The following is a 23223-nucleotide window of genomic DNA, read 5'->3' on the forward strand; positions in this document are numbered from 1 at the left end:
CCTCCTCCTTTTCGCTGATTTTATTTATGGAAGTGGCGAACCGATACTAGGCTCGCCGGGAAGGAAGATAGCGCGTTGTTATGTCGAACGCTACTGTTGTAGCGGGCCGGTGGAGCGCCCCGCTACACGAGCAGCGCTAGGACCAGCAAGGCCAGCAAGACCACCAGGGCCATCGGCCAGCGCAGCGACGAGCGCATGGCCTGGAGCCGGGCTTTTTCTTCCTCCCACCACAGCGGCGTCTGGGTTTTCAGTTTTTGCACGGCGGTGTTGGCCTTCTTGAGCCCCACGATCATCAGGAGGGTGAACACCCCGAACCCCAGCCAGGCCGTCACCATCTGGGCTTCGTACAGGGTCAGCCCCACGTGTTCCAGGACGGTGTCGACCAGTAATTCCAGGATTTCCAGCACGATCAGGACCGCGTGCAGCAGCAGTTCCAATAGCGCGTGCCACCAAAACACCAGGATCAAGATTCCACTGCCGATCAAGAGCGCTTTTTTCATGCTGTACGACTCGTTATGGCCCCGCGGCGGGTGGACACGGGGGGCGCGAGGGACTGGGGATGGGTGGGGTCGGCGCGACCGGCCCGGTGCGCGGCACGGACCGGGCCGCGGCGGGGCACATTATCGCCCAGGACGGTCGGAATGGCGACAAGAGGCCGGGAGGCTTCACCAACCGGCTTCCTTTTCCGGCGAGGCGCTGATCTTGTGGAGGGTCAGGTCGGCCCCGGCGAATTCCTCCTCGGGGTCCAGGCGCAATCCCACCGCCAGTTTCAAGAGGCCATAGGTCGCGAAACCGCCCGCCAGGGCGATGGCGATGCCGAGGCCGGTGCCGATCAATTGCGAAACGAGGCTGATGTGGCCGAGGCCGCCCAGGGCGGTCTGGCCGAACAGGCCGGCGGCGATTCCGCCCCAGGCACCGCACAGCCCGTGCAGGGGCCAGACGCCCAGCACGTCGTCGATCTTCCAGCGGTTCTGGGTCAGGGTGAACATGGACACGAACAGGACGCCCGCCACCGCCCCCACCGTCAAGGCCCCGACCGGATGCATCAGGTCGGAGCCGGCGCACACCGCCACCAGCCCGGCCAGCGGCCCGTTATGCACGAAGCCCGGATCGTTGCGGCCCATGAGCAGGGCGGCCAGGGTGCCGCCGACCATCGCCATCAGCGAGTTCAACGCCACCAATCCGCTGATGGCCCCGAGCGTCTGGGCCGACATCACGTTGAAGCCGAACCAACCCACCGTGAGTATCCAAGCGCCCAGGGCCAGGAATGGGATGCTGGACGGCGGATGCGCCGCGATGCCGCCGTCGCGGTGGTAACGGCCCCGGCGCGGCCCCAGCAGCAGCACGGCGGCGAGGCCGATCCAGCCGCCCACCGCGTGGACCACGACGGAACCGGCGAAATCGTGGAAGGCCGCGCCGAAGGTTTGTTCCAGCCAGGGCTGCAGTCCCAGGTTCTGGTTCCAGGCGATGCCCTCGAACAGGGGATAGACGAAACCCACCAGGATGAAGGTGGCGGCGATTTGCGGGTTGAACTTGGCCCGCTCGGCGATGCCGCCGGAGACGATGGCCGGGATGGCGGCGGCGAAGGTCAGCAGGAAGAAGAATTTGACCAGCCCGTAGCCGTTGTCGAGGGCGAGCCGGTCCGCGCCCTGGAAGAATTGGACGCCATAGGCCAGGTAGTAGCCGATGAAGAAATAGGCGACCGTGGACATGGCGAAGTCGGTGAGGATTTTCACCAGGGCATTGACTTGGTTCTTGCGGCGGACGGTGCCGACTTCGAGGAAGGCGAAGCCGGAATGCATGGCCAGCACCATGATGGCACCCAGCAGGATAAACAGGACGTCTTGGCTTTTATTAATTGTTTCCATAGGAGAGCCTCGTTGAAGGACGGGCTATCCGAAAGCAAATAGCGGGCCGATCCGAATGGGGGCGAATTGTCCCGGTTCGGGGCGTTAATCCTCGTATTGGTGCGCGAACGTTTGGGCCGGTATGGTGCGATGCAGGATTTTACGCACCAATAGTGCGCTTCATGGGATTATTTCGGGAAGTCCAGCCCTGTTTGTGGGCATAAAAAAACGGTGGTTCACACCACCGTTTTTCCGTCCGTCCGTCAGGATGGGGCCGGGCTATTTGCCGCCCTTGGCGAGCGCGGCGATGAAGCCCAGCAACCGGTCGATCAAGCCCAGCCCTGTATGGCCGAGAGAATTCAAGACCTCGCCCGCCGACATGCCCTGGAAGCGCCGACGATAGGTGGAGATGGCGAACGGCGTGCCGAAGGCTCCCAGGATCACGCCTAGGATGAAGCCGCCCGAGGTGGGTTGGGCGGGCGGGTTCTGGGCGGCGGTCGCTGTGGGCGGCACCGATTTGTCGGTGATGGGCGGCGCCGGGGCGGGGGTGGGCACGAACGCCGGGCCGTAATCGTCCGGGATCGCCAGATCAGTCAGGCCGGGGATGCTGGGGAAGGGCGTGCCGCCCTTGCCCACGATCAGTTGGCCCTTCATGCCTTTTTCCATGTGCTGGGCGATATCGCAATGCACCAGGTAGGTCCGGTCCTCGACGGGCAGGATCAAGGTGCCGCTGACCTTGGCCGGGCCGGTCACTTCCAGGTGGAACATGCCCTTGTCGTACAGGAATTTGGGCAGACCGTGCATCATCCATTGATGGCGGATATGGTCCTCGTTGATGAAATGCACGGTGAGCCGGGTGCAGGGCTTCACTTTCCATTCATGCTCGCTGAAGCCGAACATGGTGCCGGGATAGTCCTTGGCGTATTTGTGGCCGGCGTGGACGGTGATTTCCACGTCCTCGCTGACCTTGTCGCAACCGGGGGCGAGCGTGTCCTTGTTTTGGCCCATGACCATGGCGCCGTCCATGTCCATCAAATGGCCGTCGCCGTGGTCCATGAAGGAATTATGCTCGACGATCTTGTCTTCCGCCGCGTACACGGAGGTAGCTGCTAACAGGGAGCCGAGGAAAAGGGTGGGGATGGTTTTCATGGGATCGACCTCAGGGCTTGCTTCGGGTCAGGGAGGAGATCAAAGCCAGCAACCTTTCCCGGTATAGGTAGATCAGGTAGCCCACGATACCCAGCAGCAAGCCGGAGAACCAGCCGCCGCCCGTATCTTCGACCGGGGCCGCCGGAGGGGCCGCCGCCGCCGCCGCGGCCAGGGCCGCCGCTTTCGCGGTGCCCGCGGGATCGGTGTCCATGGTGCCGGCGGGAGCGCCGAGGCTACCCCATTCGTCCATCCAATCCTGCCAGACCGGGATTTTCCGCTGCCAATATTCCTTGGTGAAATAGGGCTTCAAATCCATGCCGTGGGTTTTCGGCGTGCCATTGTCTTCGAGGTAATTGTTGTAGGCCACCAAACTGATGCTGCCGCCTTCGCCCATGCCGTCGGTGGTGAAAGCCTTCTCGGTATGGTCGTGGAACATCCATAGCCCCGAGCCGTAGCTGTGCAGGCCGTCGTCGGTGGTGTCCAGCGACAAATCCAGGCGCTGGGCCGGGGCCAGGCTATAGACATCGCGGGTGACTTGGGCGGCGGGGTTGTGTTCGACGCCGTCGTAATGGGTTTCGGTGGCTTTGTGGCCGTGGATATGCAGGGCCATGTGTTCGGTATGGCCGTTGAGGATGCGCAACTTCACCTTCTCGCCGGGTTTCACCGAGATCAGGGATTCGCGCAGGGTATAGGGGAAGGAACGGCCATTCAGCAGGTAATAGTCGTCCTTGGCGTCGGTGATATCGTATTCCTGGTTCATCGATTTGGCGATCAACCGGGGATCGTTGGCCGATTGCGGGATTTGGTGCAGTTCCTTATCCACCGATTGATAGTGCAGGTCGTATTCCTGGCTGTATTTCTCCCGCACCGCGACCGAAGGGTGGCGCACTTGCCCGGCCCCGACATTGAAGACCTGCGGCCAGTTGTTGGGCCGGTTCTCCTCGACGATGAACATCCCCGCAAGTCCCATGGGAATATGGGTATGCGGCTGCACATGGCAGTGGTAATACATGGTGCCCGCGACCCTGGGCCGGATCACATAGGTCTTGCTCTCGCCCGGCATGATATCCATCTGGCTGGTCTGGCCGACGCCGTCGTTGCCTTCGCCGCCATGGTCCATATAGGGATGGTCCACGCCGTGCAAGTGGATCGAGTGCGGGAAATAATGGGTGTTCTCCACCACCAGCCAGACCACGTCGCCCTGTTCCACCCGGATCGGCGGGGAGGGCATCCGCAGCAGCGGGTTGGCCTCGACGCTGGCGAAGCTCTTGGTGGACATATCGCGGCTCTTGGGGGCGAACACCCAGAAGCTGGGTTCGATGCCCGGAGCTATATCGAAAGTGGGCACTACGCCGGCGAAGTCCGGGGAATGGCCGTTCACCTCCATGATTTCCAGCTTGATGACGATATGGTCGGGGTCGCCGTCCTTGTCGATGTCGTTGCTCATGGTGATGGCGTCCGCCGCGAGGTTGGACGTGTCCATCAGGGTTTGCATGGAGATGTTGTTGGTGCCCTTGACGAAGGCGGTGACATCGGCGGGATTGTCCGGGTTGCAGGACTTCGATTCCTGGATGTCCACCCCCTCCAACACCTGGGCCTTGCGCCATTCGGGCGGTGCGCCGCTATTACAGAAAGGTTCCGCTTGGCCGGGCTGGACCTTGACGCTGGGCGGCGGCGTGTTGAGCGCGTGCGCGGGACCGGCCAAGGCGAGCAGGAGGGCGCTGGACAGGAGGGCGGGGGCGTGTTTGTGCATCGTGAATACCGTGGGGAACTGGGATACGGTCCAACCCCGACCGGGATCGGGATTGGCCGTTAGTCAAACGATCCCTAAGGGAAGTTCCTTATGCCTTTTTATTGAGCAGGCCATCGACGGCGTTCTTGAACGAGGCGTTCGATAGGTAGCCGATATAACCCGCCGCCAGCAGAACCACCCCGAAGATGATATAGGTGGTGGCGGACGGACCGCCCTGGGCGCTGCCCACGGTGAACGGGATGTGGGCGTCGATTTTCTGGCCTTCGTTGATCAGGGTGACATGGCCCAGGTATTTGCTGGGCTCGGTGAAGTTGACGGTGGTGTTGAAGGTGCCTTTGGAATGGGCGGAGGGCGGAGCGTAGTAGACGCGGGTGCCTTCCGGTTCCTTGGTGATCTCGAACTCGACGGTCATGTCGCGCAGCGCCTTGCCTTCGTAGTCGAACACCAGGACGGCGCTGCCGAGTTCCGGGATGGAGTTGCAGTATTCGGTGGTGCCGGTGAGCTGCGGTTGGTAGGCGGTGAAATGCACCAGATGCGGGCCTACGAAGATGCGGCATTGGTCGGTATCGACGCTGGCACCGCCATGGGCCCAGGTGGTCGTGGGGAGTGCGCCGGGCAGCAAAAGGCTTAGGGCGAGCAGTCCTTTCTTCAGGAAATTCGTTTTATGCATATCTCTTCCCTCACTCGGTCAATAGATTTTAGTGATTGTTATATTCAATGGCATGAGCCCATCGGGGCTTGAATCGACTTCCCCACGCCGCCTAGCTAAGCCAGGGAACGCGGGGAATATACATAAGCAGGCTGTCCTACACAACCTTTGGCTTCAGGCAGGGGCGGCCCTGAAAAGTTCCGTTTCGATACCGTGGGGAAGGGAAAAAATTCCCCGGCCCAGGCGGGCGCATGCCCCTGGGACGCGCGGTTATCCACGGTTTTACACGAGGCCCAACAAGCGGTCCAGACCACCCGCCTGGTCCAGGGCGGCGAGGTCGTCGAAGCCGCCGACATGGGTTTCCCCCACGAAAATTTGCGGGACGGTGCGGCGGCGGGTTTTCAACATCATTTCTTCGCGGCGCTCGGGGTCGAGATCGACCCTGATCTTGTGGATGTCCTTGACGCCTTTTTTGGTGAGCAGCCGTTCCGCCATGAGGCAATAGGGACAGACGGCGGTGCTGTACATGGTGACTTTTTCCATGGAAGGTTCTCGCTGGATCGGGGAAGGGGAGTGCGGGAGTTATACCCCAAAGCGGTTCCGGGCTACAATATTAGCGTATCCTAACATTCAAGGAGGTTTCCGCCATGACCACCGACCGTATGATCCGTATCGTCGCCGGTTCTTTCGTGCTGCTATCCCTGGCGCTGGGCGTCGAGTCCAGTCCGGTGTTCGTGAATGCGAACTGGCTCTGGTTCACCGCTTTCGTGGGGGCCAACCTGCTGCAAAGCGGTTTCACCCGCTGGTGCCTGCTGGAAACCTTCCTCAAAAAGTGCGGTGTCAAGCAGGCGGGCGCGGATTAGCGCCCGCCCCATACCTTTATTTACTATCGTCCGCCATCCTGGCGCGCCCGGCCTGCCAGGCGGGCCGGTTCTCCGCCGCCGCGATGGACGGTTCCGGCCAAGATGGCCGCAGCCCATGAACCCGTTTAAACTTTGGGCCGCACCGCCCGGCGGTACCTTGTTTTCCGCTGGCGGCGCTGCCTGTTCCGTCATGATAATTAAAACACAACGGGGTCATATGCCAATGAAAGCGAAGCTACAACAGTTTTTTGGGTATTTTTTGATTGGCGTTTTGGGCTTGCTGCCCATCGTCATTATTTTCCAGATCGTCATTTATATTGAAGTCCTGCTCGGGGATTTCCTGGTGAATATCTGGGGACGTTATGAAAACCCTTGGGTTCCGGTGTTGCTGTTCGCCCTGGTCGTCGCGTTCTTCGCTTATATTGGGTACCTGCTCAAACAGGATAAAGCCTACCTCCTCTATTTCGTGGAGAAGATCATCCACCGGATTCCTTTGCTGGGCACTATTTACCGGGTGTCCAAGAAAATCCTGGGCCTGTTCCGGGGCGACGAGGAAAACCGCCTGCGGGAAGTGGTGTATATCGAATATCCCAAGGATGGGCTGTGGGTGCCGGCCTACATCACTAACCGGATGGGCGACCATGTGGTGGTGTACGTGCCGACCTCGCCCAACCCGACCTCGGGTTTCACCTTGATCGTGCATGAATCCAAAGTGGTGCATTCGGACATGAGCATCGAGCAGGCGTCCAGTTTCGTCATCAGCCTGGGGGTGGACATGCCCAAGCCGGACGAGGCCGGGCGTCTGATCCCGCCACGCGCCGACGCTTGAACCGGCACCCCGGCCCGCCGCGATCATAGCCCGAGGACGTTCCATGGTTTCACGTACCCAAGTTTTGCGGGCCTTGCTGGCCCGGCCCGGACTCCTGGTGATGCCGGGCTGCCACGACGCCCTATCCGCCCGTTTGGCGGAGGAGGCCGGTTTCGACAGTGCCTTCATGAGCGGCTTCGCGGTGTCGGCCACCCGGTTGGCGCTGCCGGATACCGGGCTGATTTCCTACGGCGAATTGCTGGAACAGGGCCGTAATATCTGCGGCGCGGTGTCCATCCCGATCTTCGGCGACGGCGATACCGGCTTCGGCAACGCCCTCAACGTCAAGCGCACGGTCGAAGGCTATGCGCGGGCGGGCTTCGCCTGCGTCATGTTGGAGGACCAGGTCGCGCCCAAGCGTTGCGGCCACACCCAGGGCAAGGCCGTGGTGGGCCGGGCCGAGGCCGCGCTCCGCATCCGGGCGGCGGTCGATGCCCGCGAGGAGGGCGCGGATATCCTCATCATGGCCCGCACCGACGCCCGCGCCACCGAGGGACTGGACGAGGCCATCGCCCGCTGCCGGTTGTTCCGGGAGTTGGGGGCCGATATGACTTTCCTGGAAGCGCCCGAGAGCGCCGAGGAGATGCGGCGTTATTGCGGGGAGGTGGAGGGGCCGAAAATGGCCAACCTGATCGAACGCGGCAAGACCCCGCTGCTGCCCCACGCCGAGTTGGAGGCCATGGGTTATAAGATCGCGGTCTATCCCCTGGCCCCGCTCGGTGCCGCCATCGGCGCGATGCGGGAGGTTTTGGCGCGGATCGGGCGGGGCGGGCGGCCCGGAGGAACGGTGGATTTCGAGGCGCTGAAGGCGGCGGTGGGTTTTCCGGGGTATTACGCCGAGGATGAGCGTTACCGCTGACCCGCGCCCCGGCGGTTTTTTATGGACAGTGCCCGCGTGGCACGCGAAACTAAGGCGGGTCTCCGGGTCGCCGGAAACCGCTCAAAACAGCATTACAACTACAAGAGAGGGATTCCATGAGATTGCAGCATATTTTCCATCATCTCGGTGTGGGCGCGGTCATCGCCGCCGGTCCGGTCCCGGCCTGGGCCGCCGAGGGCGGTGTCCTTGGGGATAATCTCCCGGTCTTGGGCGTGGTCGCCGCCTTGCTGATTTTCGCGCTCACCCGCAAACCCGAAAAATCGGTCGCCCCGCCCGCCGCCGTCCCGGCAGCGGAAGCCGACCCCGTCGCCGTTCCCAGCGAACCCGAAGCCGAAGTTCCCGCCGAGGAGCCTGTCACGGACGAAACCCCGTCCGAGCCGGGCGAACCCGCCGCTTCCGAAGAAGCCGCCCCCGCCGAGCCCGAGCAGCCGGCACCTTCCGAAGAGAACGCCGCTTAATCCCACGCATTCACGGTGGGGGTCATCGCCCCGGTGTTCCCCCCGCCGTCGTCATCTTTGTATCGCCCCGTGTAGATGGCTTGCCGGGTCCGCTGTGTGTCTCGGCTTGGCGTCTTTCTTGGGATACAGGCCAAACTCTGGATTAGGTGCGCGGATTGAGCGCCATGCTTATTTGAGCGGGCGTTCCGACGGAGCCGGACGGGGGCTGATTGCAAAATCGCGCGGTTCGGATAACGATCAGCGGTTATCGCCGTAGGGTCGGCGGTGATTCATATCACACAATTTTTCAGTAATATTTACTAGAATCTGAATAAGAACTTTGATAGGACATCGGCAAGAGCGATGTTTGAAGGTGGAAAAGTGCCGGGACCGGAATTGCATTTATAAGGGGGCGATGGCGCGGGCGGGTCGACAAATGGTCGTCCGGTGTGGTGTTTTCGATATTAAGGCACGAGGTTTGCGGTTCATGTTTGGGAATGGATTGAATAGGCCGGGCCTGGGAATATCCCACGATGGCTACACATTGGTGGAGATGTTGGTGGTGGTGAGCATGTTGGGCATTTTGGCGTCGATTGCCCTGCCCGCCTACCGCGATTACGTGGTCCGGGGCAAATTGCCCGAGGCCACCTCTAATCTGGCCCAGAAAAGGGTGAACATAGAGCAGTACTTCCAGGACAACCGTACCTACGTGAGTGCGCCCGATTGCGACCCGGACACCACCACTAGCAAATATTTCATTTTCGTTTGCAACGCGGTAGCTCCCGTGACCTTTACGCTGCAAGCGGTGGGAACGGGGGATATGACCGGATTCACCTTTTCCATCGACTCTGCCGGGATCAAGCAGACCGTCGCCGTGCCCACGGGTTGGACCCTGCCCACCACCAATTGCTGGGTGACCAGGAAGGATGGGTCGTGCTGAACCGGCGCACACAGCAGCATGGCGTGACCCTGATCGAAATTATTATCGGCTTGGTGATCGCTTCCTCGCTGCTGATGCTCGGGACGGTGGGGTTCAGGGATTGGACCCAGAACGCCCGTATCCGCGCCGAGGCCGAGTCCGTCCGTAGCGGCTTGCAACTGGCGCGGGTCACGGCGGTGCAGGTCAACGGCCCGGTGCGTTTCCAGTTCACCACCAGCGTGGACAGCGAGTGTGCCTTGTCGACCACAGGCGTTTATTGGGTGGTCAGCCAAGCCAACCCGGCCGGACAGTGTGATAACACGAACACGAACGCGAACCCGCCCGGCATCTTCCAGGTCGGGGGCGGCGATATGGACGGGGCGACCAACGCGGCATTGAATTCCGACCAGAATACGCTGGTGTTCACCGGCACCGGCCAAACCCAGGGCAATACCACGATGACCATCAATATCAGCAATTCCTTGGGTACCTGCCGTGCGGCGGGCGGAACCTTGCATTGCCTCAGGGTCACAGTGTCCACCGGGGGCCAAATCCGCATGTGCGATCCCGCCGTGCCCGATGGCATAGGAACTTGCTAGCCATGGGCACACGCTTATCGAAGCCCCGCGCGGCGGGTTATATGCTGATGGAGGTACTGGTGTCCTTGGTGATTTTTTCCATCGGCATCCTCGGTGTTTCCGCCATGCAGGTGGTTTCTCTCCGGGCCGATAGCGCAGCCAAATATCGTACCGACGCCAGCATCCTCGCCAATCTGTTGATTGGCCGGATGTGGGCCGACGACCGCACGCCAGCGGTGTTGCAAGCCAACTATCAAGGCAGCGATGGCAGCGGCGGACCGGGCTATCTCCAATGGGTGGGCGAGATCGGTGCGGCCAATGGCATCTACCTGCCTCGGGTCGCCGAGGTTCCGCCCGAAGTGAAAGTGGAACCGAGGGACGGCAACCTGCCTCCCAATTCGGCAAAAAGCTTGGTCACTGTGACGGTTTATTGGCTGATGCCGGGGGATGATAACGATGCGAAACACCGCCATAGCTATGTGGCCACCGCCGAGATCAAGTAGGAGGGCAGCGCCGATGTTCCCTCGATACCGCGCCGCCCTGGGGTTCAGTTTGGTCGAGATCATGGTCGGCTTGGTCATCGGCTCGGTCGGTATCGCGGCGGTCCTCCAACTGTTCGCGTTGTCCGAGGGACAGCGGCGCTCGATTACCGGCGGCGGCGATGCCCAGGTTGTTGGCGCGGCGGCCCTCAAGGTGTTGCAAAGCGATATACGCCAAAGCGGCTGGAATGTCCGTGATATCAACCTGATGGGTTGCCAACTCGCCCTCCGGGCCGGTGTGGCCCTGGCTCCCTTGGCTCCGGTGATTATCAACTCCGCTTCCATCCCACCCGGCGATGCCAACACCGATACCTTGCTGGTCATCTATGGTAACGGTGCTTTTCAACCCGAAGGCGATATCATCAACTCCCAGCCTGCGGCGGCCAATGCGCCCCCTGTTGGCGCTCCTGCCCTGGCTTACAACCCGGCGAATCCCGATATCTACGCGGTACGATCGCCAGCCTCCTTTCTGGTGGGGGACTATGTGGTCGGCATGCCCATCTCCAGGCCACGCCCAGAGCCGTGTCTGTCGATTTTGACGCAAGTAGTCAATGTCGGTCGTGGTGGTACTTCTAACGTGATTGTAACCGCTGGCACAGGCACGGTCGGTGTGGTCAACGGTAGGTTGTACGACTTGGGAGCCGTTCCCCAGATGCTGGCCTATGCCGTGCGCGGCGGCAACCTCACGGTCTGCAATTACATGGTTAACGACTGTGGCGATGCCGCTGTGCTGGGCGATCCGGCGGTCTGGCGACCCATTGGCGAGGGTGTCGTCAGCCTTAGGGCGCAGTATGGTCGCGATACCAGGGTCGTTCTTCCGAATCCGTCCTCCGATTCGTTCGATGCCGTCGTTGATACCTATGACGTATCGACCCCGCCACAAGGCGTCCCCGATCCCAGCGGCAACTTTACAGCGACGCAATGTGGTTGGGCGCGCATCGCCGCTGTGCGGTTGGCTTTGGTGGTTCGCGGCGAGGAGTTGGTCAAGCCTTCCGTCTCCGGCGGCCACGTGACCTCCGCCGCACCGACCTGGGCGGGCAGCGACATCAGCCCGATCAATCTCTCTACGGTGTCTGCTGCGCCCGGATTCGATTGGCAGGATTATCGTTACAAATTGTTCCAGACAGTGATTCCTTTGCGGAACGCTGCTTGGATGGGAGTGAACAACGGATGCTGAATCCCACTTTTCCCGGAAAGCAAGGTGGCGTGGTTTTGATGATTACGCTGATTGTATTAGTGGCAATGAGTCTCGCAGGTCTTGCCCTGACCCGTACGGTGGATACCAGCAACCTCATCGCCGGCAACTTGGCGGCCCAGCAGTCCGCCATCCAGGCTGGGGACACCGGGATAGAGGCGGCTGTCGATTGGCTGGAAAGCAAGTCCCTCGCCCCTGTTGTCCTGCAAACCAATAGTTCCGCCGATGGCTATAGCGCTTCTTGGCAGCCACCGCTGGCGGCCGGTCAGGATTGGGCAGCTTATTGGACGGACGTGTTGTCGGTCATCGCGGTGGTCCTGCCCCAGGACGCTTCGGGTAACACCGTGTCCTATGCCATCCAGCGATTATGCACCATGACCGGACCTCCTAGCGTGGCGGGTTGCATGACCCCGCCTAACAGCAGCGCCGACAATGGCAACAGCCAAGTTTCGCAGAGTCCTCAATTCGATGTGAACACCGCTCAGTATTACAGGGTCACTGTCCAGATCGTGGGGCCACGCAACACCGTGGGCTATGTGCAGGCGATAATTCAGATGACCGTATCATCGTAAGGGGGTACTTATGAACATACGTAGATTGCTCGGGAAGTTGGTTTGGGCGTGCGTCTGCTTGTTGTTCGCGGTGATGGTCCAGGCGGGGACGACAGACTTGGCTAACGCGCCCTTGGTGACTTCGGCATCGACCAGCGTAAAGCCGAACTTGTGGTTCATCCTAGACGATTCCGGCAGTATGGCCTGGGACTACATGGGCGACTGGGTGGGCGGGGCCGACAACGGGGTCAAGGTCTGCAAGGGTGGCAGCACGGGCGCGGCCAACTCCAGCTATTGTTGCCAAAGCAGCGCGGGGGGGAGCAGTCCCAATTCGTCGAGCAACGCCTGTTGGAAGGGGTCGTCTTCCTCGACGCCATCTTCGTCGTTCGGGGGGTTCCGGGGCGAGCCTTTGTTTTTGACCAACGATGCGGACGGGGTCGCGAACGGGGTCTATTACAATCCCGCTATTTTCTACAAGGTGCCCGTGGTCTATCAGGATTCGAATAGCGGTGCGGAGGATACGGGCAAATATGTCAGCCAGACCAGCGCCAACACCAGCGGCTGGACCAAGGTGAAGAATGATGGCTATGATGTCCAGTGGTCCAGTACCGACACTATCAACCTGATCACCCAGTTCCCGGACCTGGAATGGTGTACCACCACCAGCTACACCGACTGCCTGCGCAACGATAATTACATCCTGCCCACCAGCGTCAAGATCAACGATAAGACCTACAATGTGTTCCACGCCGCCAACGCGACCGGCAGTGGCTCGGTGGTGTCGGGCGATCCCGACAATCCGACGGTATCGGCCCGGACTTTCGGCCCCCATTACTACACCATTACCCCTGGGGAATACTGCGATTCTAAAAATCTGCGCAATTGCCAGGCCGCCCAGGATGTTACTTTCCAATTCCCCGCCAAACTGCGCTGGTGCAGCGATTCCGCCCTGACCAATTGTCAGGCTATCAAGACCCCCACTTTCAAATATCCGCGCTTCCCCACCAACGGGATGTCCACCGGGGGCACCGCCGGGAAGGACGCCGTCCCGGCCTCGGTGACGTTCGCCGTGTCGATGCCGAATTGTAGCTCCAGCAAAAAAGCGACGATATCCCAAGTATTGATCAACGGCACCAATGTCCTCGTCAGTCCCACGACGACCCCGCAGAATTCGGCCACTTCATTGGCCGCCGATCTCCGCAACGCGAGTTATACCTCCAACTACACCATCGATACTTCTGTGACCAGCAGTAAGGTGAAGATCAACGTCGATCTGTCATTGGGTTCGGCGGGTAATATCAGCTCGGTATCTATAGTCAAAACCCCGAATTCAAATACTTGTAATCCCAGCGCTATATCGGTCACCTATACCCCTTATTCCCCAGCCGTGCCCGCCGTGCCCAAGACTTGGTATGGCGGCTTCTATCGCACCGATATCGTGCCCGGCCAGACCTATCCCGTGAATGGTGTTAAGCCGGCCACCCGCACGGATTGCGCGGCGGCCACCTACTGCACCTATGACGAGGAGATGACCAACTTCGCCAATTGGTGGGCCTATTACCATACCCGCATGCAGATGATGAAAAGCTCGGCCAGTCTGGCGTTCCAACCCATCGGCCAGAATTACCGGGTGGGCTTTTTCACCATCAACGCCAGCGCGGTCAAGACCGGCACCGAATTCCTCAATATCAGCGATTTCGATTTCTCGGGTACCACCAAGCAGAAATACACTTGGTATTCCAAATTGTTCTCGACCGGCCCAAGTGGCAGTACACCCTTGCGCGGCGCATTGACCAAGGCGGGCCGTCTTTACGCGAAGCAGATCAGCGGCGCCGCCGATCCGGTGCAATACTCTTGTCAGCAGAATTTCACCCTGCTCTCCACCGATGGCTACTGGAACGAGAGCGAACCCGGCGGCTACCAACTCAATGGCAGCACGGAAGTCGGCGACCAGGATGGTTCCGAGCAACGGCCCATGTTGGATGGCAACAACCAAGCCAACACCTTGGCCGATGTAGCGGAATACTATTATGTGACCGACCTGCGCACCACGGGCCTGGGCAATTGCACCGGTGTGCCGGTACCGCCCGCCACCACCGGCAATACCTTGTGTTCCTCTGAAAGTCCCGACCCCTATGACAATGTGCCGACCGGAGGTAGTGATACTTCTGCCAAACAACACATGACCACGTTCACCTTGGGACTGGGGGCTTCGGGCTATATGCAGTTCGATCCGGGTTCGAGTTACCAGACCCAGACTAGCGGGGACTTTTTCGACGTGTCCAACGGTACGACACCCAACTCGAAAGCGGGCATCTGTTCTTGGCAGAGCAGCGGCAGCGAGTGCAACTGGCCCCCCACCTCCAATAATTCCCAACCCAATATCGACGACCTATGGCACGCAGCGGTGAACGGGCGGGGGAGCTATTTCAGCGCCACCAACCCGGCTTCGCTCGCTACCGGCCTACAACGTGCCTTGGCCGGAGTGACTGCCCGCAACGGCGCCGCCGCCGCCGCTACCACCAGCAACCCGAATGTGTCCTCGGGGGATGACTTCGTGTTCAGTTCCATCTATACCACGGTGCAATGGAGCGGCGAACTGGTGCGGCAGCGGATCGACCTCGACACGGGCGCGGTGGTCAAATACGATCCCGAAGACCCTAGTACCTATGATTGGGTGGCCCGGTCCATCCTCGACGCCACCCCGTATACCAGCCGTAATATCTACACCAAGACCAGCGCGGGTTTGCAGCCGTTCACTTGGGGGTCGTTGGACGCGACCACCCAGAGCTATTTCAGCCTGCCCTATATTTCCACCACTCCGCCTACGGGGTTCAATACGCTGTCTCAGATTTGCACGGTCGGCACCGACTGCATCGATGTCAGCCTCCAGGACAATGACCATGTTGGCGGCCAGAACTTGGTGAGTTTCCTCCGTGGCGACCGCAGCAACGAAGGCAGCGAGTCCGATTCTTCCAAATATTACCGGCAGCGTGCCCATGTGCTGGGGGACTTGGTCAATGCCGAAGCGGTCTACGTCAGGGGGTCGTTGTTCAAATACGCAGACTCGGGTTATAGCGATTTCAAGGATGCCAACGATAAAGGACGGTTGCCCGTGGTCTATGTGGCCGCCAACGATGGTATGTTGCACGCTTTCAACGGGGGGGACACCGCTTCGGGGGGAGGAACTGAAAAATGGGCTTATATCCCCTCGTTCCTATTGCCCAAGCTCTACGCTTTGGCCGACAAACAATATTACCTGGGGGATAATCATCGGTTCTTTGCCGATGCCACGCCGGTGGTGGGTGACATTGCTTGTCCAGCCTCGGGATGCGTGACCAGTTCGGGTGGCGTCTCCGGTTGGCGGACGATCTTGGTGGGCGGGTTGAACAGCGGTGGGCGTGGTTATTACGCGCTGGATGTGACCAATCCGGCTTCTACGCCCACACTGTTATGGGAATTCACCGACCCGAACATGGGTTATACCTTCGGTAATCCCCAAATCACCAAGTTGACCGACGGTACCTGGGTGGTGCTGGTGACCTCTGGTTACAACAACGTGTCCCCTGGGGACGGGAAAGGGCGCTTGTATGTGATCAATGCGGCTACCGGAGCCTTAATCAGGTCGATTGCGACCACTGCGGGCAGTACCACCACCCCGAGTGGTCTGGGGCGTATCAGTACTTGGGTCAATAGTCCTGCGTACGATAATACTGCTACCGCAGTCTATGGCGGGGATTTGATGGGAAACTTGTGGCGTTTCGATCCCAATAGCGCCCAAGGGGTCAACAATCCGGTCTTGTTGGCGACCTTCAAAAATCCTTCCGGCAACGCGCAACCCATCACCACCAAGCCCGAACTGGGGGACGTGGACGGCAACCATGTGGTTTATGTCGGCACCGGGCGCTATCTGGGCGCGACCGACCTCAACGACAAGAGCGTGCAAACCTTCTATGCCGTGAAGGATCCGCTAGATAATACCGGATACGGCAATCCTAGGACGGCGGGTGGGTTTGTCCAGCAGGTCATGACCACCACCACCTGCCCGGCTGGCACCTCGAGCGAAGTGTGCGGCAGCAACCAGACAGTGCGGATCATCACCAGTAACGCCGTGGATTTGGCAAGCGCGAACAGCGGTTGGTATATCGATCTGCCCGATAGCGGGGAGCGCTCCAATACCGACCCGACCCTAGTGTTCGGCGTCCTGGTATTTACCACCAACGTGCCCACCACGGATGCTTGTAGCTCGGGCGGCTATAGCTATCACTACCTCCTGGACTACCGTACAGGTTCGTCCTTGCTGGCGGTGGGAACGGGCGTGGCTGCGGTGAAGGCCGCCAACGCTCTGGCCACCCGCGAGGTGGTGGTGGCCTTGCCAAATGGTAAGGTAGTCAGCTTGACGCGCTTTAGTGACTTGTCGAACGAGAATAGAGCCGTTCCTCTGGGTGGAAAGCTGGGTCCGGCCCGGCGGGTCTCCTGGCGGGAGCTCATCACCAACCAATAGCCTAGGCGGCGACCGATTCTCCCGCGCCACGACGAACCCACCCTCTCCCCGATGCCGCGCCCGTAAATCGGGCGCGGCGCTTTATAACGGCCCGCTACCACCTTCCAAGGAAACACGACCATGCATGAAAACCCTGTCGGCCCCGCGCTCCGCGCCGTCGCGCTGGCCGCCCTGGCCGCGTTCGGCCTGTCCGCCTGCGCCCCCTCCCCGGCGGAAGCCGAGCGCAACCGCGAGGACAGCCTGAAGTTCCTGACCGAAAACGCCCATAAGCCCGGCATCGCCGCCACCCCCAGCGGCTTGCAGTACCAAGTCTTGCAGGCGGGGAGCGGCGCGTCCCCCAAACCCACCGACAAGGTGACGGTCAACTATCGCGGCAGTTTGGTGTCGGGCCGCGAATTCGACAGCGGCGAAGGTATCACTTTCGGATTGGACCAGGTGATTCCCGGCTGGACCGAAGGCTTGCAATTAATGCGGGAAGGTGCCCGCTACCGGTTCTTCATCCCGGCGGAATTGGCCTATGGCGAGCGCGGCGCGGGCCGGGCGATCCCGCCCAATGCCGCTTTGGTATTCGAGGTCGATCTGCTCAAGGTCGAACCCGCGCCTTGAACTTCAGGGGGAGGTGTGCCGCGCCGCCCTGGGTAATAATCCTTCCACGATCCGCGTGGCCGCTTCGCAGGCGGGCACGGCGTCGATCAATGCCATCTGGGTCTGGAGGTCGGCGCTCGCGCCCGACAACGATTCCGAGACCACTTCGTTCAGGGGATCGCAAGCCTCCGTCATCCTGGCTTCCGCCGCCGCGAGCGCGCCGTCTTCGGCGTCTTCCGCATCCTCAGCTTCGATCAAAGCATTCATGACTTGGTTGTGGTGGCGGAATACCCGCTCCACGTACCGGGCGAATTCCTCCTGGCTCAGGGTCATGGGTTTGCCGTTGGCACCGTGGGTGGCGACCGTCGCGCAGCCGCCTAGCGCCGCGGCGAGCGCCACCAAGGCTAAATATCTCTGGGTCCGAGTCGATTGGGTTGCCATAGGGTGAATCGATAGTCCGGGAGGGCATTGTCGCCAATTCCGCCAGGCTTGTCGTCCGCTAAAAAACCGCCTCCCCATGCCGGTGGACCGTGTTCCGCCCGGCCTCCGGGGTGTACGATGGCTTTGAAAAATCCCCTTGAATTTCTTATTCTTGACCCATGAAGCACATCGAACCCCCAGCGCCAAGCGTCGTCCATAATCAGGTTCCTGGCAGGATTCGCCTGTTCGTCCCCGTCATCAAGCATAAGCGGACCTTCGCCGGGCTGCTGAGGCAAAACCTATTGAAAGGCCCGGCGGGCAAAGGTATCTACCACGCGGAGCCCAATATCGTCACCGGCACCGTCCTCATCAAATACCATCGGGCCGTTTATTCCGAAACCGAAATCCTGGGTTGGGTCGAAAGGATAGCCCGGAAAATCGCCCTCGGCGAAATCGAAATCACGGCTAAACATAAGAATCCAAGGCTGGGTAAAATGCTGCCGGGAGCGTTTTTCACGCGGGAATTGCTGGTGAGTATTTGCGGGAATGTCATCGCCGGACTGGTGTTGGCGGCGATGGTGTCCGGCTAGTTCCGCTTTGGCGGTTGCCTCAACTTCGAAAGTGTGGCGGGTCCATGGCTGAGAAAAATATCAAAACCTGGGCGTTGGAAGCGAAAGGCGCGGATGGCGAACCCTGGGTGACTCCGTTGACCACCAGCCCGTTCAGGATCGGCAGGCGCGACGACTGCGAATTGCGGCTGGCCTCCGACAGTATTTCCCGGCTGCATGCCGAGATTCGCTGGAGCGAACAAGGGATTTGGATCAAGGACGCCGGTAGCACCAATGGCACGTTCGTGAATTTCCACCGTATTTCCGGGGAGCTACAACTCCAATCGGGCGATACGGTGCATTTCGCCGGCCTGGAGTTCCGGGTCGAAGGCCGGGCGGAAGCCGGGGCGGAGGGTTCCGACCGCACCGTCATGGTCAATCCCTATGTGGAAAAGCTCGACCAACTCATCGCCCGCAAGGCCGTGGTCCCGCATTTCCAACCCATCGTCGACTTGCGCGACAACCGGATTTTCGGGCACGAACTGCTGGGGCGGGTGGGTTGTGAGGGCGTGCCCAGCAGTATTCCGCAACTTTTCTATATTGCCAAGCAATTGGGGCGGGATATCGAGTTGAGCCTGTTGTTCCGGGATACCGGGATCGAACAGGCCGTGGGCCAGAAAACCCAGGGCCTGATCTTTTTCAATACCGTACCCAGGGAAATGGACCTTGCCGCTTTGGATCGTTCCTTGGGCATCCTGCGTGCCGCCGCGCCCCGGATCGGTTTGGCCTTGGAAATCCATGAGAACGCGATTACCGATATAGGTTTCATCCGTAGGCTCAAGGAAGTGCTGCGGGCTTTGGATATCCAATTGGTCTACGACGATTTCGGGGCCGGCCAATCCCGCTTGCTGGAATTGATGGATGCCCCGCCCGATATTCTGAAATTCGATATCTCCTTGGTCCGTAATATCCATTTGCGCTCGCCCGCCTCTTTGCGGATGGTGGCGGCGCTGGTGGGTATGTCGAAGGATTTGGGGGTATTGACCTTGGCGGAGGGGATCGAGCGGGTGGAGGAGGCCGGGATATGCCGCCAGATAGGCTTCGATTTGGCCCAGGGGTTTTATTTCGGCAAACCTTCGCCCAGTTTATCCCGGTAAGTTTTCCCGCCGGATTCAAGGGGACAAAACCTGTGGTTGCCCAGGCTGTGGACGATGCGAGAAAATTTTTATCCTTTTCGGGGGGACGATAATGGCGGGATATGTCAATCGGGAGCGACGGCGGGGGGAGGCCGGATATGGGCGGAACGGCGTCGCGACCTTGTGCGCCGGGTTTTCTATCGCCCTCGTCCATCCGGAGGCCGGGGCCGAAACCTGGATCGGTCAGAATAACGGGAATTGGTATCAATCTTCGAATTGGCGGGGCGGGCGGGTGCCGGGGGAGGGCACGGACACGACCACAGTGGCTAACGGTGCCGCGGCGGTCGTCAACGGTGGGACCGCCCAGGCCGGTGGCGACCTCGATATCACCGGTACCGGGAGCGCCGTCGTGGTGAGGAGCGAAGGCAGCCTGGATTTCGGCACGGCGAATGTTTCCCAAGGCGGCCAACTCCAGGCCCTGGGGGGAAGCGCCACCGGGACCACCCTCAATATCGGGGGGTCCGGCAGCATCGTCGCGGTGGACGACGGGGGAAGCCTGGATTTCGTCGGTGTGAACGTGTCGCAGGGCGGACAGCTCCAGGTTTTCAATGGCAAGCTTGTCGGCGATGTCAATCTGGACAATGGCCAACTGGTGTTCGCGCCTGCCGCGGGTAACACAACGACCTATGCCGGGGCCATCGGCGGCGGGGATTCCACCACCAATGGCTGCGATAACAACAGTTGCGCCAGTGTGATCGTGGAGTCGGGGACCGTGTTGTTGAAGGGGCAAAGCAGCTATTCCGGCCAGACCGATGTTTTCGACGGCGCGACGCTCCGGCTCGGCAGCGCTAACGCCCTGCAAAACAGCGCCATCATCGTCCGCCAAGGGGCCACGCTGGAATTGGGCGGCACCGATGCGACGGTCGCGGCCCTGCGCGATCTCGTGTCCGGGGGGGGAGGGCGCGTGAACCTGGGCGCATCCACCCTGACCCTCGGGCATCAGGATGGGTTGTTCAGCGGCGTGATCGTCGGCAGCGGCGGCTTGATCAAGGCTGGGAGCGGGACCCAGGTCTTGGCCGGCCAGAACACCTATACCGGTCCCACCGTGATCGAGGGCGGTGCCTTGGTGATCGGCGACGGTGGTACCCAGGGCGCCATCGCCGGAAACGTGGTGGATAATGCCATCCTGGCCTTCAAGCGTTCGGACGCCGTCACTTTCGGCGGCAATATCAGCGGTTCCGGGGCCTTGGTACAGGCGGGAAGCGGGGTGCTGACCCTGACCGGCACCAACAGCTACACCCGTGGCACCGTGGTCGAGGCGGGCACGCTGGCGGGCGATACCCGTAGCCTCCAGGGCGCGATCACCAACAACGCCCAGGTGGTGTTCAACCAAACCGCGGACGGCAGCTACCTAGGCGATATGTCCGGCACCGGCAGCCTGGTCAAGAATGGCGCGGGCATCTTGACCCTCGCCGGGAACAACAGCTATACCGGCACCACCACGGTGAACGCGGGGGTTCTGGCGGGCAACGCCACCAGCCTGCAAGGCAATATCCGACTCGCCGATAATACCTTGCTGGTGTTCGACCAAGCTCAGGACGCCCCGGACAACGAGTACGACGGGTCCATCACCGGCAGCGGCGGCATGGTCAAGAATGGCGCGGGCACCTTGATCCTGGGTGGGCTGAATAGCTACACCGGCTCCACCACGGTGAACGCGGGGGTGTTGCAGGGCGATACCGGCAGCCTGCGCGGCAATATCCTCGACAACGCCACGGTGCGATTCGACCAGGCGGACGACGGCAGCTATGGCGGGGTGATTTCCGGCGGCGGCGGTTTGCTCAAGACCGGCGGGGGCGTGCTGACCCTGGCCAACGCCTCCACCTATACCGGCACCACCCAGGTCGATGGCGGCACTTTACAACTGCAAGGGGCCGCGCAGTACACCTTCGTCGGCAACGTGGTCAACAATGCCGGTTTCTCGGTCAGCCAGACCACGGCGCGATACCAGGGCGATTTCACCAACAACGGTGCCTATCTCAGCCAGCAGGCGACCAGCCAGTTCGAAAACCTCACGGTGGGCGGCGCAGGCTATCTTGCGGGCGGCAGCGCCCAGGACCAGTTCATCGTCGCGGGCAATTTCCTCAATACCAGCACCCAAGCCAAGCAGTGGAACACCGCCAACGCCAGCCTGGAATTCACCGGCACCCAGGGTACCCACCATCTGATGCAATTGGCCGCAACCGACAAGGGGACGGGGTCCGAGGCCACCCACAAGAATTTCCTGTGGGGCGCGGTGAAGCTGGGCGCGGGCAATACCCTCGAACTGACCGATGGCAACGCCGAGGGTAAGAAACCCGCCCTGTACGTCCAGAAACTGGTGCTACCGGGGGGCAAGGCCCAGTTGGCGGATATCACCAGCGACTACAACATTTATTTCAATTCCACCCTGGCGGCCAATAACGGCCTGCAAGACCATATGGCCTTCGGTGGCGGTAATGGGGAATTGCTGTCCTGGAGTTTCTCGCCGCAACTGGCCGGGACACCGACCCAGCCCGATACCAGCCTGACCCCCACCCAACAGAGCTTTGCCCAGGGCTTGGACCAAGCCTGCAACGGTGCCCAGGGCCAGTTGCTGCAACAGTGCCAGCAGTTGCAGAGCTTGAGTCCTGCGGGCAAGCAGCAAGCCGCCCAGCAACTCACCCCCGACCAAGTGGCTTCCCAGGGCGGCGTCGTCACCCAAATCCAGACCCATCAGGGCGGCGCGGCCCTCAGCCGGATGGACGGCATCCGCCACGGCAATATCGATACCATGTCCTTCAACTTCAATGGCTTGCAGATCGGAGCCCGGCAGTTGGCGGCCTTGGGTCCGCTGTTCGGGGGCGGTGGCGCGGCGGGCGACGAGGACGCGGCCCGGCCCGCCGGGCAGGACGCCAGCTTCCGCGACGCGCCGGTGGGGGCGTTCATCCAGGGCCAGTTCACCTTCGGCGACCTGGCCGAAAACGAATGGCAGCGCGGCTATCACTTCGATACCCGCAATGTGACCTTCGGGGCCGACTACCGCCTCAACGACAAGCTGGTGGCGGGCGCGATGTTCAGCTATAGCAACACCAACGCCCACTACAACCAGAACGCCGGCAGCATGAACAGCAATGCCTATCTGGGCTCGCTCTACGGCAGCTATTACCTGCCGCTGGATTTCTATGTGGATTTGGCCGCGACCTATGGCGGACAGGATTACGGCTTCACCCGGCAATACAGCTATCCGGGTTTCGTGGGGCAGGCCAGGGGCAATCCCGGCAGCGGGCAATTCGGCTTCACGCTCAACCTGGGCAAGGACTTCGCCTATCAGGCGTGGTCTTTCAGCCCCTACACCCGCTTCGAGTATGCCAACCTGCATATCGACGCCTACCGCGAGAGCGGCGGCGAGGGCTACGCCATGAATGTGGGCGGCCAGACCGCGCAGTCCTTCGTGAGCGACCTGGGGTTCCAGGCCAGCCATCAATTCAGCACGCCGTTCGGGATCGTGGCCCCGGCCCTGCGGGTGGAATGGGAACACCAATTCCTCAACGACAACCGGGGCGTGCAGATGAGCTTCGTCGATTCTTCGCAGGGCGCTTTCGTGTTGCAGACCGGGGAACCGGACCGCGATTACGTCAACCTGGGCGGTTCGGTGGTCGCCACCCTGCCCAATGGCGGTTCCGGGTTCCTGCGCTACGAAAGCCGTCTCGGCCAGAGCGATGTCACCCAGCACATCGTGCAGCTCGGTTTCAGGATGTCCTTCTGATGCATACGGAGTCCA

General features: G+C 61.1%; 21 protein-coding genes. 14 read left to right on the forward strand and 7 right to left on the reverse strand.

Annotated features, from left to right (window positions below; all coding sequences use genetic code 11):
• Nucleotides 1-122: 122 nt before the first annotated feature.
• The 6 genes from B9N93_RS10990 to grxC form a co-directional block, all read right to left on the reverse strand.
• A complete protein-coding gene (locus tag B9N93_RS10990; protein WP_085213577.1) occupies nucleotides 123-500 on the reverse strand; it encodes a hypothetical protein in 378 nt (125 codons plus the stop codon).
• A gap of 165 nt (nucleotides 501-665) precedes the next feature.
• Complete coding sequence (locus B9N93_RS10995; RefSeq protein WP_085213580.1) at nucleotides 666-1868, reverse strand: ammonium transporter; 1203 nt, start codon at nucleotides 1866-1868, stop codon at nucleotides 666-668.
• Between the two features lie 258 nt (nucleotides 1869-2126).
• Complete coding sequence (locus tag B9N93_RS11000) at nucleotides 2127-2996, reverse strand: cupredoxin domain-containing protein (protein ID WP_254899378.1); 870 nt, start codon at nucleotides 2994-2996, stop codon at nucleotides 2127-2129.
• Between the two features lie 10 nt (nucleotides 2997-3006).
• Entirely contained in the window at nucleotides 3007-4749 is a 1743-nt protein-coding gene (locus tag B9N93_RS11005) for a multicopper oxidase domain-containing protein (protein ID WP_085213582.1), read from the reverse strand.
• Nucleotides 4750-4837: 88 nt separating this feature from the next.
• Nucleotides 4838-5419: a hypothetical protein gene (locus tag B9N93_RS11010; protein WP_085213584.1), complete on the reverse strand. Its 582-nt coding sequence runs from the start codon at nucleotides 5417-5419 to the stop codon at nucleotides 4838-4840.
• 261 nt (nucleotides 5420-5680) lie between these two features.
• Nucleotides 5681-5941 (reverse strand): glutaredoxin 3, encoded by a 261-nt coding sequence (grxC, locus tag B9N93_RS11015; RefSeq protein ID WP_085213588.1) that lies wholly within the window; start codon nucleotides 5939-5941, stop codon nucleotides 5681-5683.
• Between the two features lie 104 nt (nucleotides 5942-6045).
• On the opposite strand from grxC, the gene B9N93_RS11020 reads away from it, so the two are divergent.
• The 11 genes from B9N93_RS11020 (at nucleotide 6046) to B9N93_RS11070 (ending at nucleotide 17338) form a co-directional block, all read left to right on the forward strand.
• On the forward strand, nucleotides 6046-6261 hold the full coding sequence (locus tag B9N93_RS11020) for a YgaP family membrane protein (protein WP_085213591.1): 216 nt from the start codon (nucleotides 6046-6048) through the stop codon (nucleotides 6259-6261).
• 223 nt (nucleotides 6262-6484) lie between these two features.
• Nucleotides 6485-7090 carry a DUF502 domain-containing protein gene (locus B9N93_RS11025; protein ID WP_085213593.1) on the forward strand — a complete coding sequence of 202 codons (606 nt, stop codon included), beginning with the start codon at nucleotides 6485-6487 and terminating at the stop codon, nucleotides 7088-7090.
• A 43-nt stretch (nucleotides 7091-7133) separates the two neighbouring features.
• A complete protein-coding gene (locus B9N93_RS11030) occupies nucleotides 7134-7988 on the forward strand; it encodes an isocitrate lyase/PEP mutase family protein (RefSeq protein ID WP_085213595.1) in 855 nt (284 codons plus the stop codon).
• A 116-nt stretch (nucleotides 7989-8104) separates the two neighbouring features.
• The gene (locus B9N93_RS11035) at nucleotides 8105-8467 is read left to right on the forward strand and encodes a hypothetical protein (RefSeq protein ID WP_125468941.1); all 363 of its coding nucleotides are present in this window, start codon (nucleotides 8105-8107) and stop codon (nucleotides 8465-8467) included.
• 481 nt (nucleotides 8468-8948) lie between these two features.
• Nucleotides 8949-9386: a type IV pilin protein gene (locus tag B9N93_RS11040; RefSeq protein ID WP_217807294.1), complete on the forward strand. Its 438-nt coding sequence runs from the start codon at nucleotides 8949-8951 to the stop codon at nucleotides 9384-9386.
• Nucleotides 9380-9964 carry a GspH/FimT family pseudopilin gene (locus B9N93_RS11045; RefSeq protein WP_176225230.1) on the forward strand — a complete coding sequence of 195 codons (585 nt, stop codon included), beginning with the start codon at nucleotides 9380-9382 and terminating at the stop codon, nucleotides 9962-9964. Before B9N93_RS11040 ends, B9N93_RS11045 begins: the two co-directional genes overlap by 7 nt.
• A 2-nt stretch (nucleotides 9965-9966) precedes the next feature.
• Complete coding sequence (locus B9N93_RS11050) at nucleotides 9967-10446, forward strand: type IV pilus modification PilV family protein (protein WP_085213601.1); 480 nt, start codon at nucleotides 9967-9969, stop codon at nucleotides 10444-10446.
• Between the two features lie 13 nt (nucleotides 10447-10459).
• Complete coding sequence (locus B9N93_RS11055) at nucleotides 10460-11659, forward strand: PilW family protein (protein ID WP_176225231.1); 1200 nt, start codon at nucleotides 10460-10462, stop codon at nucleotides 11657-11659.
• Entirely contained in the window at nucleotides 11653-12249 is a 597-nt protein-coding gene (locus B9N93_RS11060) for a pilus assembly PilX family protein (protein WP_085213605.1), read from the forward strand. The genes B9N93_RS11055 and B9N93_RS11060 overlap by 7 nt, the downstream gene beginning before the upstream one ends.
• 10 nt (nucleotides 12250-12259) lie before the next feature.
• Entirely contained in the window at nucleotides 12260-16732 is a 4473-nt protein-coding gene (locus tag B9N93_RS11065) for a pilus assembly protein (protein ID WP_085213607.1), read from the forward strand.
• Between the two features lie 120 nt (nucleotides 16733-16852).
• Nucleotides 16853-17338, forward strand: a complete 486-nt coding sequence (locus tag B9N93_RS11070; RefSeq protein ID WP_085213609.1) for an FKBP-type peptidyl-prolyl cis-trans isomerase — start codon at nucleotides 16853-16855, stop codon at nucleotides 17336-17338.
• Between the two features lie 3 nt (nucleotides 17339-17341).
• Here the strand turns inward: B9N93_RS11070 and B9N93_RS11075 are convergent, their stop codons facing one another.
• Nucleotides 17342-17758 carry a hypothetical protein gene (locus B9N93_RS11075; protein ID WP_125468942.1) on the reverse strand — a complete coding sequence of 139 codons (417 nt, stop codon included), beginning with the start codon at nucleotides 17756-17758 and terminating at the stop codon, nucleotides 17342-17344.
• Between the two features lie 158 nt (nucleotides 17759-17916).
• On the opposite strand from B9N93_RS11075, the gene B9N93_RS11080 reads away from it, so the two are divergent.
• The 3 genes from B9N93_RS11080 (at nucleotide 17917) to B9N93_RS11090 (ending at nucleotide 23208) form a co-directional block, all read left to right on the forward strand.
• On the forward strand, nucleotides 17917-18327 hold the full coding sequence (locus B9N93_RS11080) for an HMA2 domain-containing protein (protein ID WP_085213613.1): 411 nt from the start codon (nucleotides 17917-17919) through the stop codon (nucleotides 18325-18327).
• A gap of 44 nt (nucleotides 18328-18371) precedes the next feature.
• Entirely contained in the window at nucleotides 18372-19442 is a 1071-nt protein-coding gene (locus B9N93_RS11085; protein ID WP_085213615.1) for an EAL domain-containing protein, read from the forward strand.
• Nucleotides 19443-19743: 301 nt separating this feature from the next.
• A complete protein-coding gene (locus B9N93_RS11090) occupies nucleotides 19744-23208 on the forward strand; it encodes an autotransporter outer membrane beta-barrel domain-containing protein (RefSeq protein WP_176225232.1) in 3465 nt (1154 codons plus the stop codon).
• The last annotated feature ends 15 nt before the right edge of the window (nucleotides 23209-23223 follow it).

Source organism: Methylomagnum ishizawai (genome assembly GCF_900155475.1).
Classification (GTDB): domain Bacteria; phylum Pseudomonadota; class Gammaproteobacteria; order Methylococcales; family Methylococcaceae; genus Methylomagnum; species Methylomagnum ishizawai_A.

Bases quoted from the DNA above. Each gene is read 5' to 3' on its own strand.
- B9N93_RS11075 (WP_125468942.1), bottom strand. From the start codon at position 17,758: ATGGCAACCCAATCGACTCGGACCCAGAGATATTTAGCCTTGGTGGCG.
- B9N93_RS11030 (WP_085213595.1), top strand. From the start codon at position 7,134: ATGGTTTCACGTACCCAAGTTTTGCGGGCCTTGCTGGCCCGGCCCGGA.
- B9N93_RS10995 (WP_085213580.1), bottom strand. From the start codon at position 1,868: ATGGAAACAATTAATAAAAGCCAAGACGTCCTGTTTATCCTGCTGGGT.
- B9N93_RS10990 (WP_085213577.1), bottom strand. From the start codon at position 500: ATGAAAAAAGCGCTCTTGATCGGCAGTGGAATCTTGATCCTGGTGTTT.
- B9N93_RS11005 (WP_085213582.1), bottom strand. From the start codon at position 4,749: ATGCACAAACACGCCCCCGCCCTCCTGTCCAGCGCCCTCCTGCTCGCC.
- B9N93_RS11085 (WP_085213615.1), top strand. From the start codon at position 18,372: ATGGCTGAGAAAAATATCAAAACCTGGGCGTTGGAAGCGAAAGGCGCG.
- B9N93_RS11050 (WP_085213601.1), top strand. From the start codon at position 9,967: ATGGGCACACGCTTATCGAAGCCCCGCGCGGCGGGTTATATGCTGATG.
- B9N93_RS11055 (WP_176225231.1), top strand. From the start codon at position 10,460: ATGTTCCCTCGATACCGCGCCGCCCTGGGGTTCAGTTTGGTCGAGATC.
- B9N93_RS11080 (WP_085213613.1), top strand. From the start codon at position 17,917: ATGAAGCACATCGAACCCCCAGCGCCAAGCGTCGTCCATAATCAGGTT.
- B9N93_RS11010 (WP_085213584.1), bottom strand. From the start codon at position 5,419: ATGCATAAAACGAATTTCCTGAAGAAAGGACTGCTCGCCCTAAGCCTT.
- B9N93_RS11060 (WP_085213605.1), top strand. From the start codon at position 11,653: ATGCTGAATCCCACTTTTCCCGGAAAGCAAGGTGGCGTGGTTTTGATG.
- B9N93_RS11070 (WP_085213609.1), top strand. From the start codon at position 16,853: ATGCATGAAAACCCTGTCGGCCCCGCGCTCCGCGCCGTCGCGCTGGCC.
- B9N93_RS11025 (WP_085213593.1), top strand. From the start codon at position 6,485: ATGAAAGCGAAGCTACAACAGTTTTTTGGGTATTTTTTGATTGGCGTT.
- grxC (WP_085213588.1), bottom strand. From the start codon at position 5,941: ATGGAAAAAGTCACCATGTACAGCACCGCCGTCTGTCCCTATTGCCTC.
- B9N93_RS11035 (WP_125468941.1), top strand. From the start codon at position 8,105: ATGAGATTGCAGCATATTTTCCATCATCTCGGTGTGGGCGCGGTCATC.
- B9N93_RS11020 (WP_085213591.1), top strand. From the start codon at position 6,046: ATGACCACCGACCGTATGATCCGTATCGTCGCCGGTTCTTTCGTGCTG.
- B9N93_RS11065 (WP_085213607.1), top strand. From the start codon at position 12,260: ATGAACATACGTAGATTGCTCGGGAAGTTGGTTTGGGCGTGCGTCTGC.
- B9N93_RS11000 (WP_254899378.1), bottom strand. From the start codon at position 2,996: ATGAAAACCATCCCCACCCTTTTCCTCGGCTCCCTGTTAGCAGCTACC.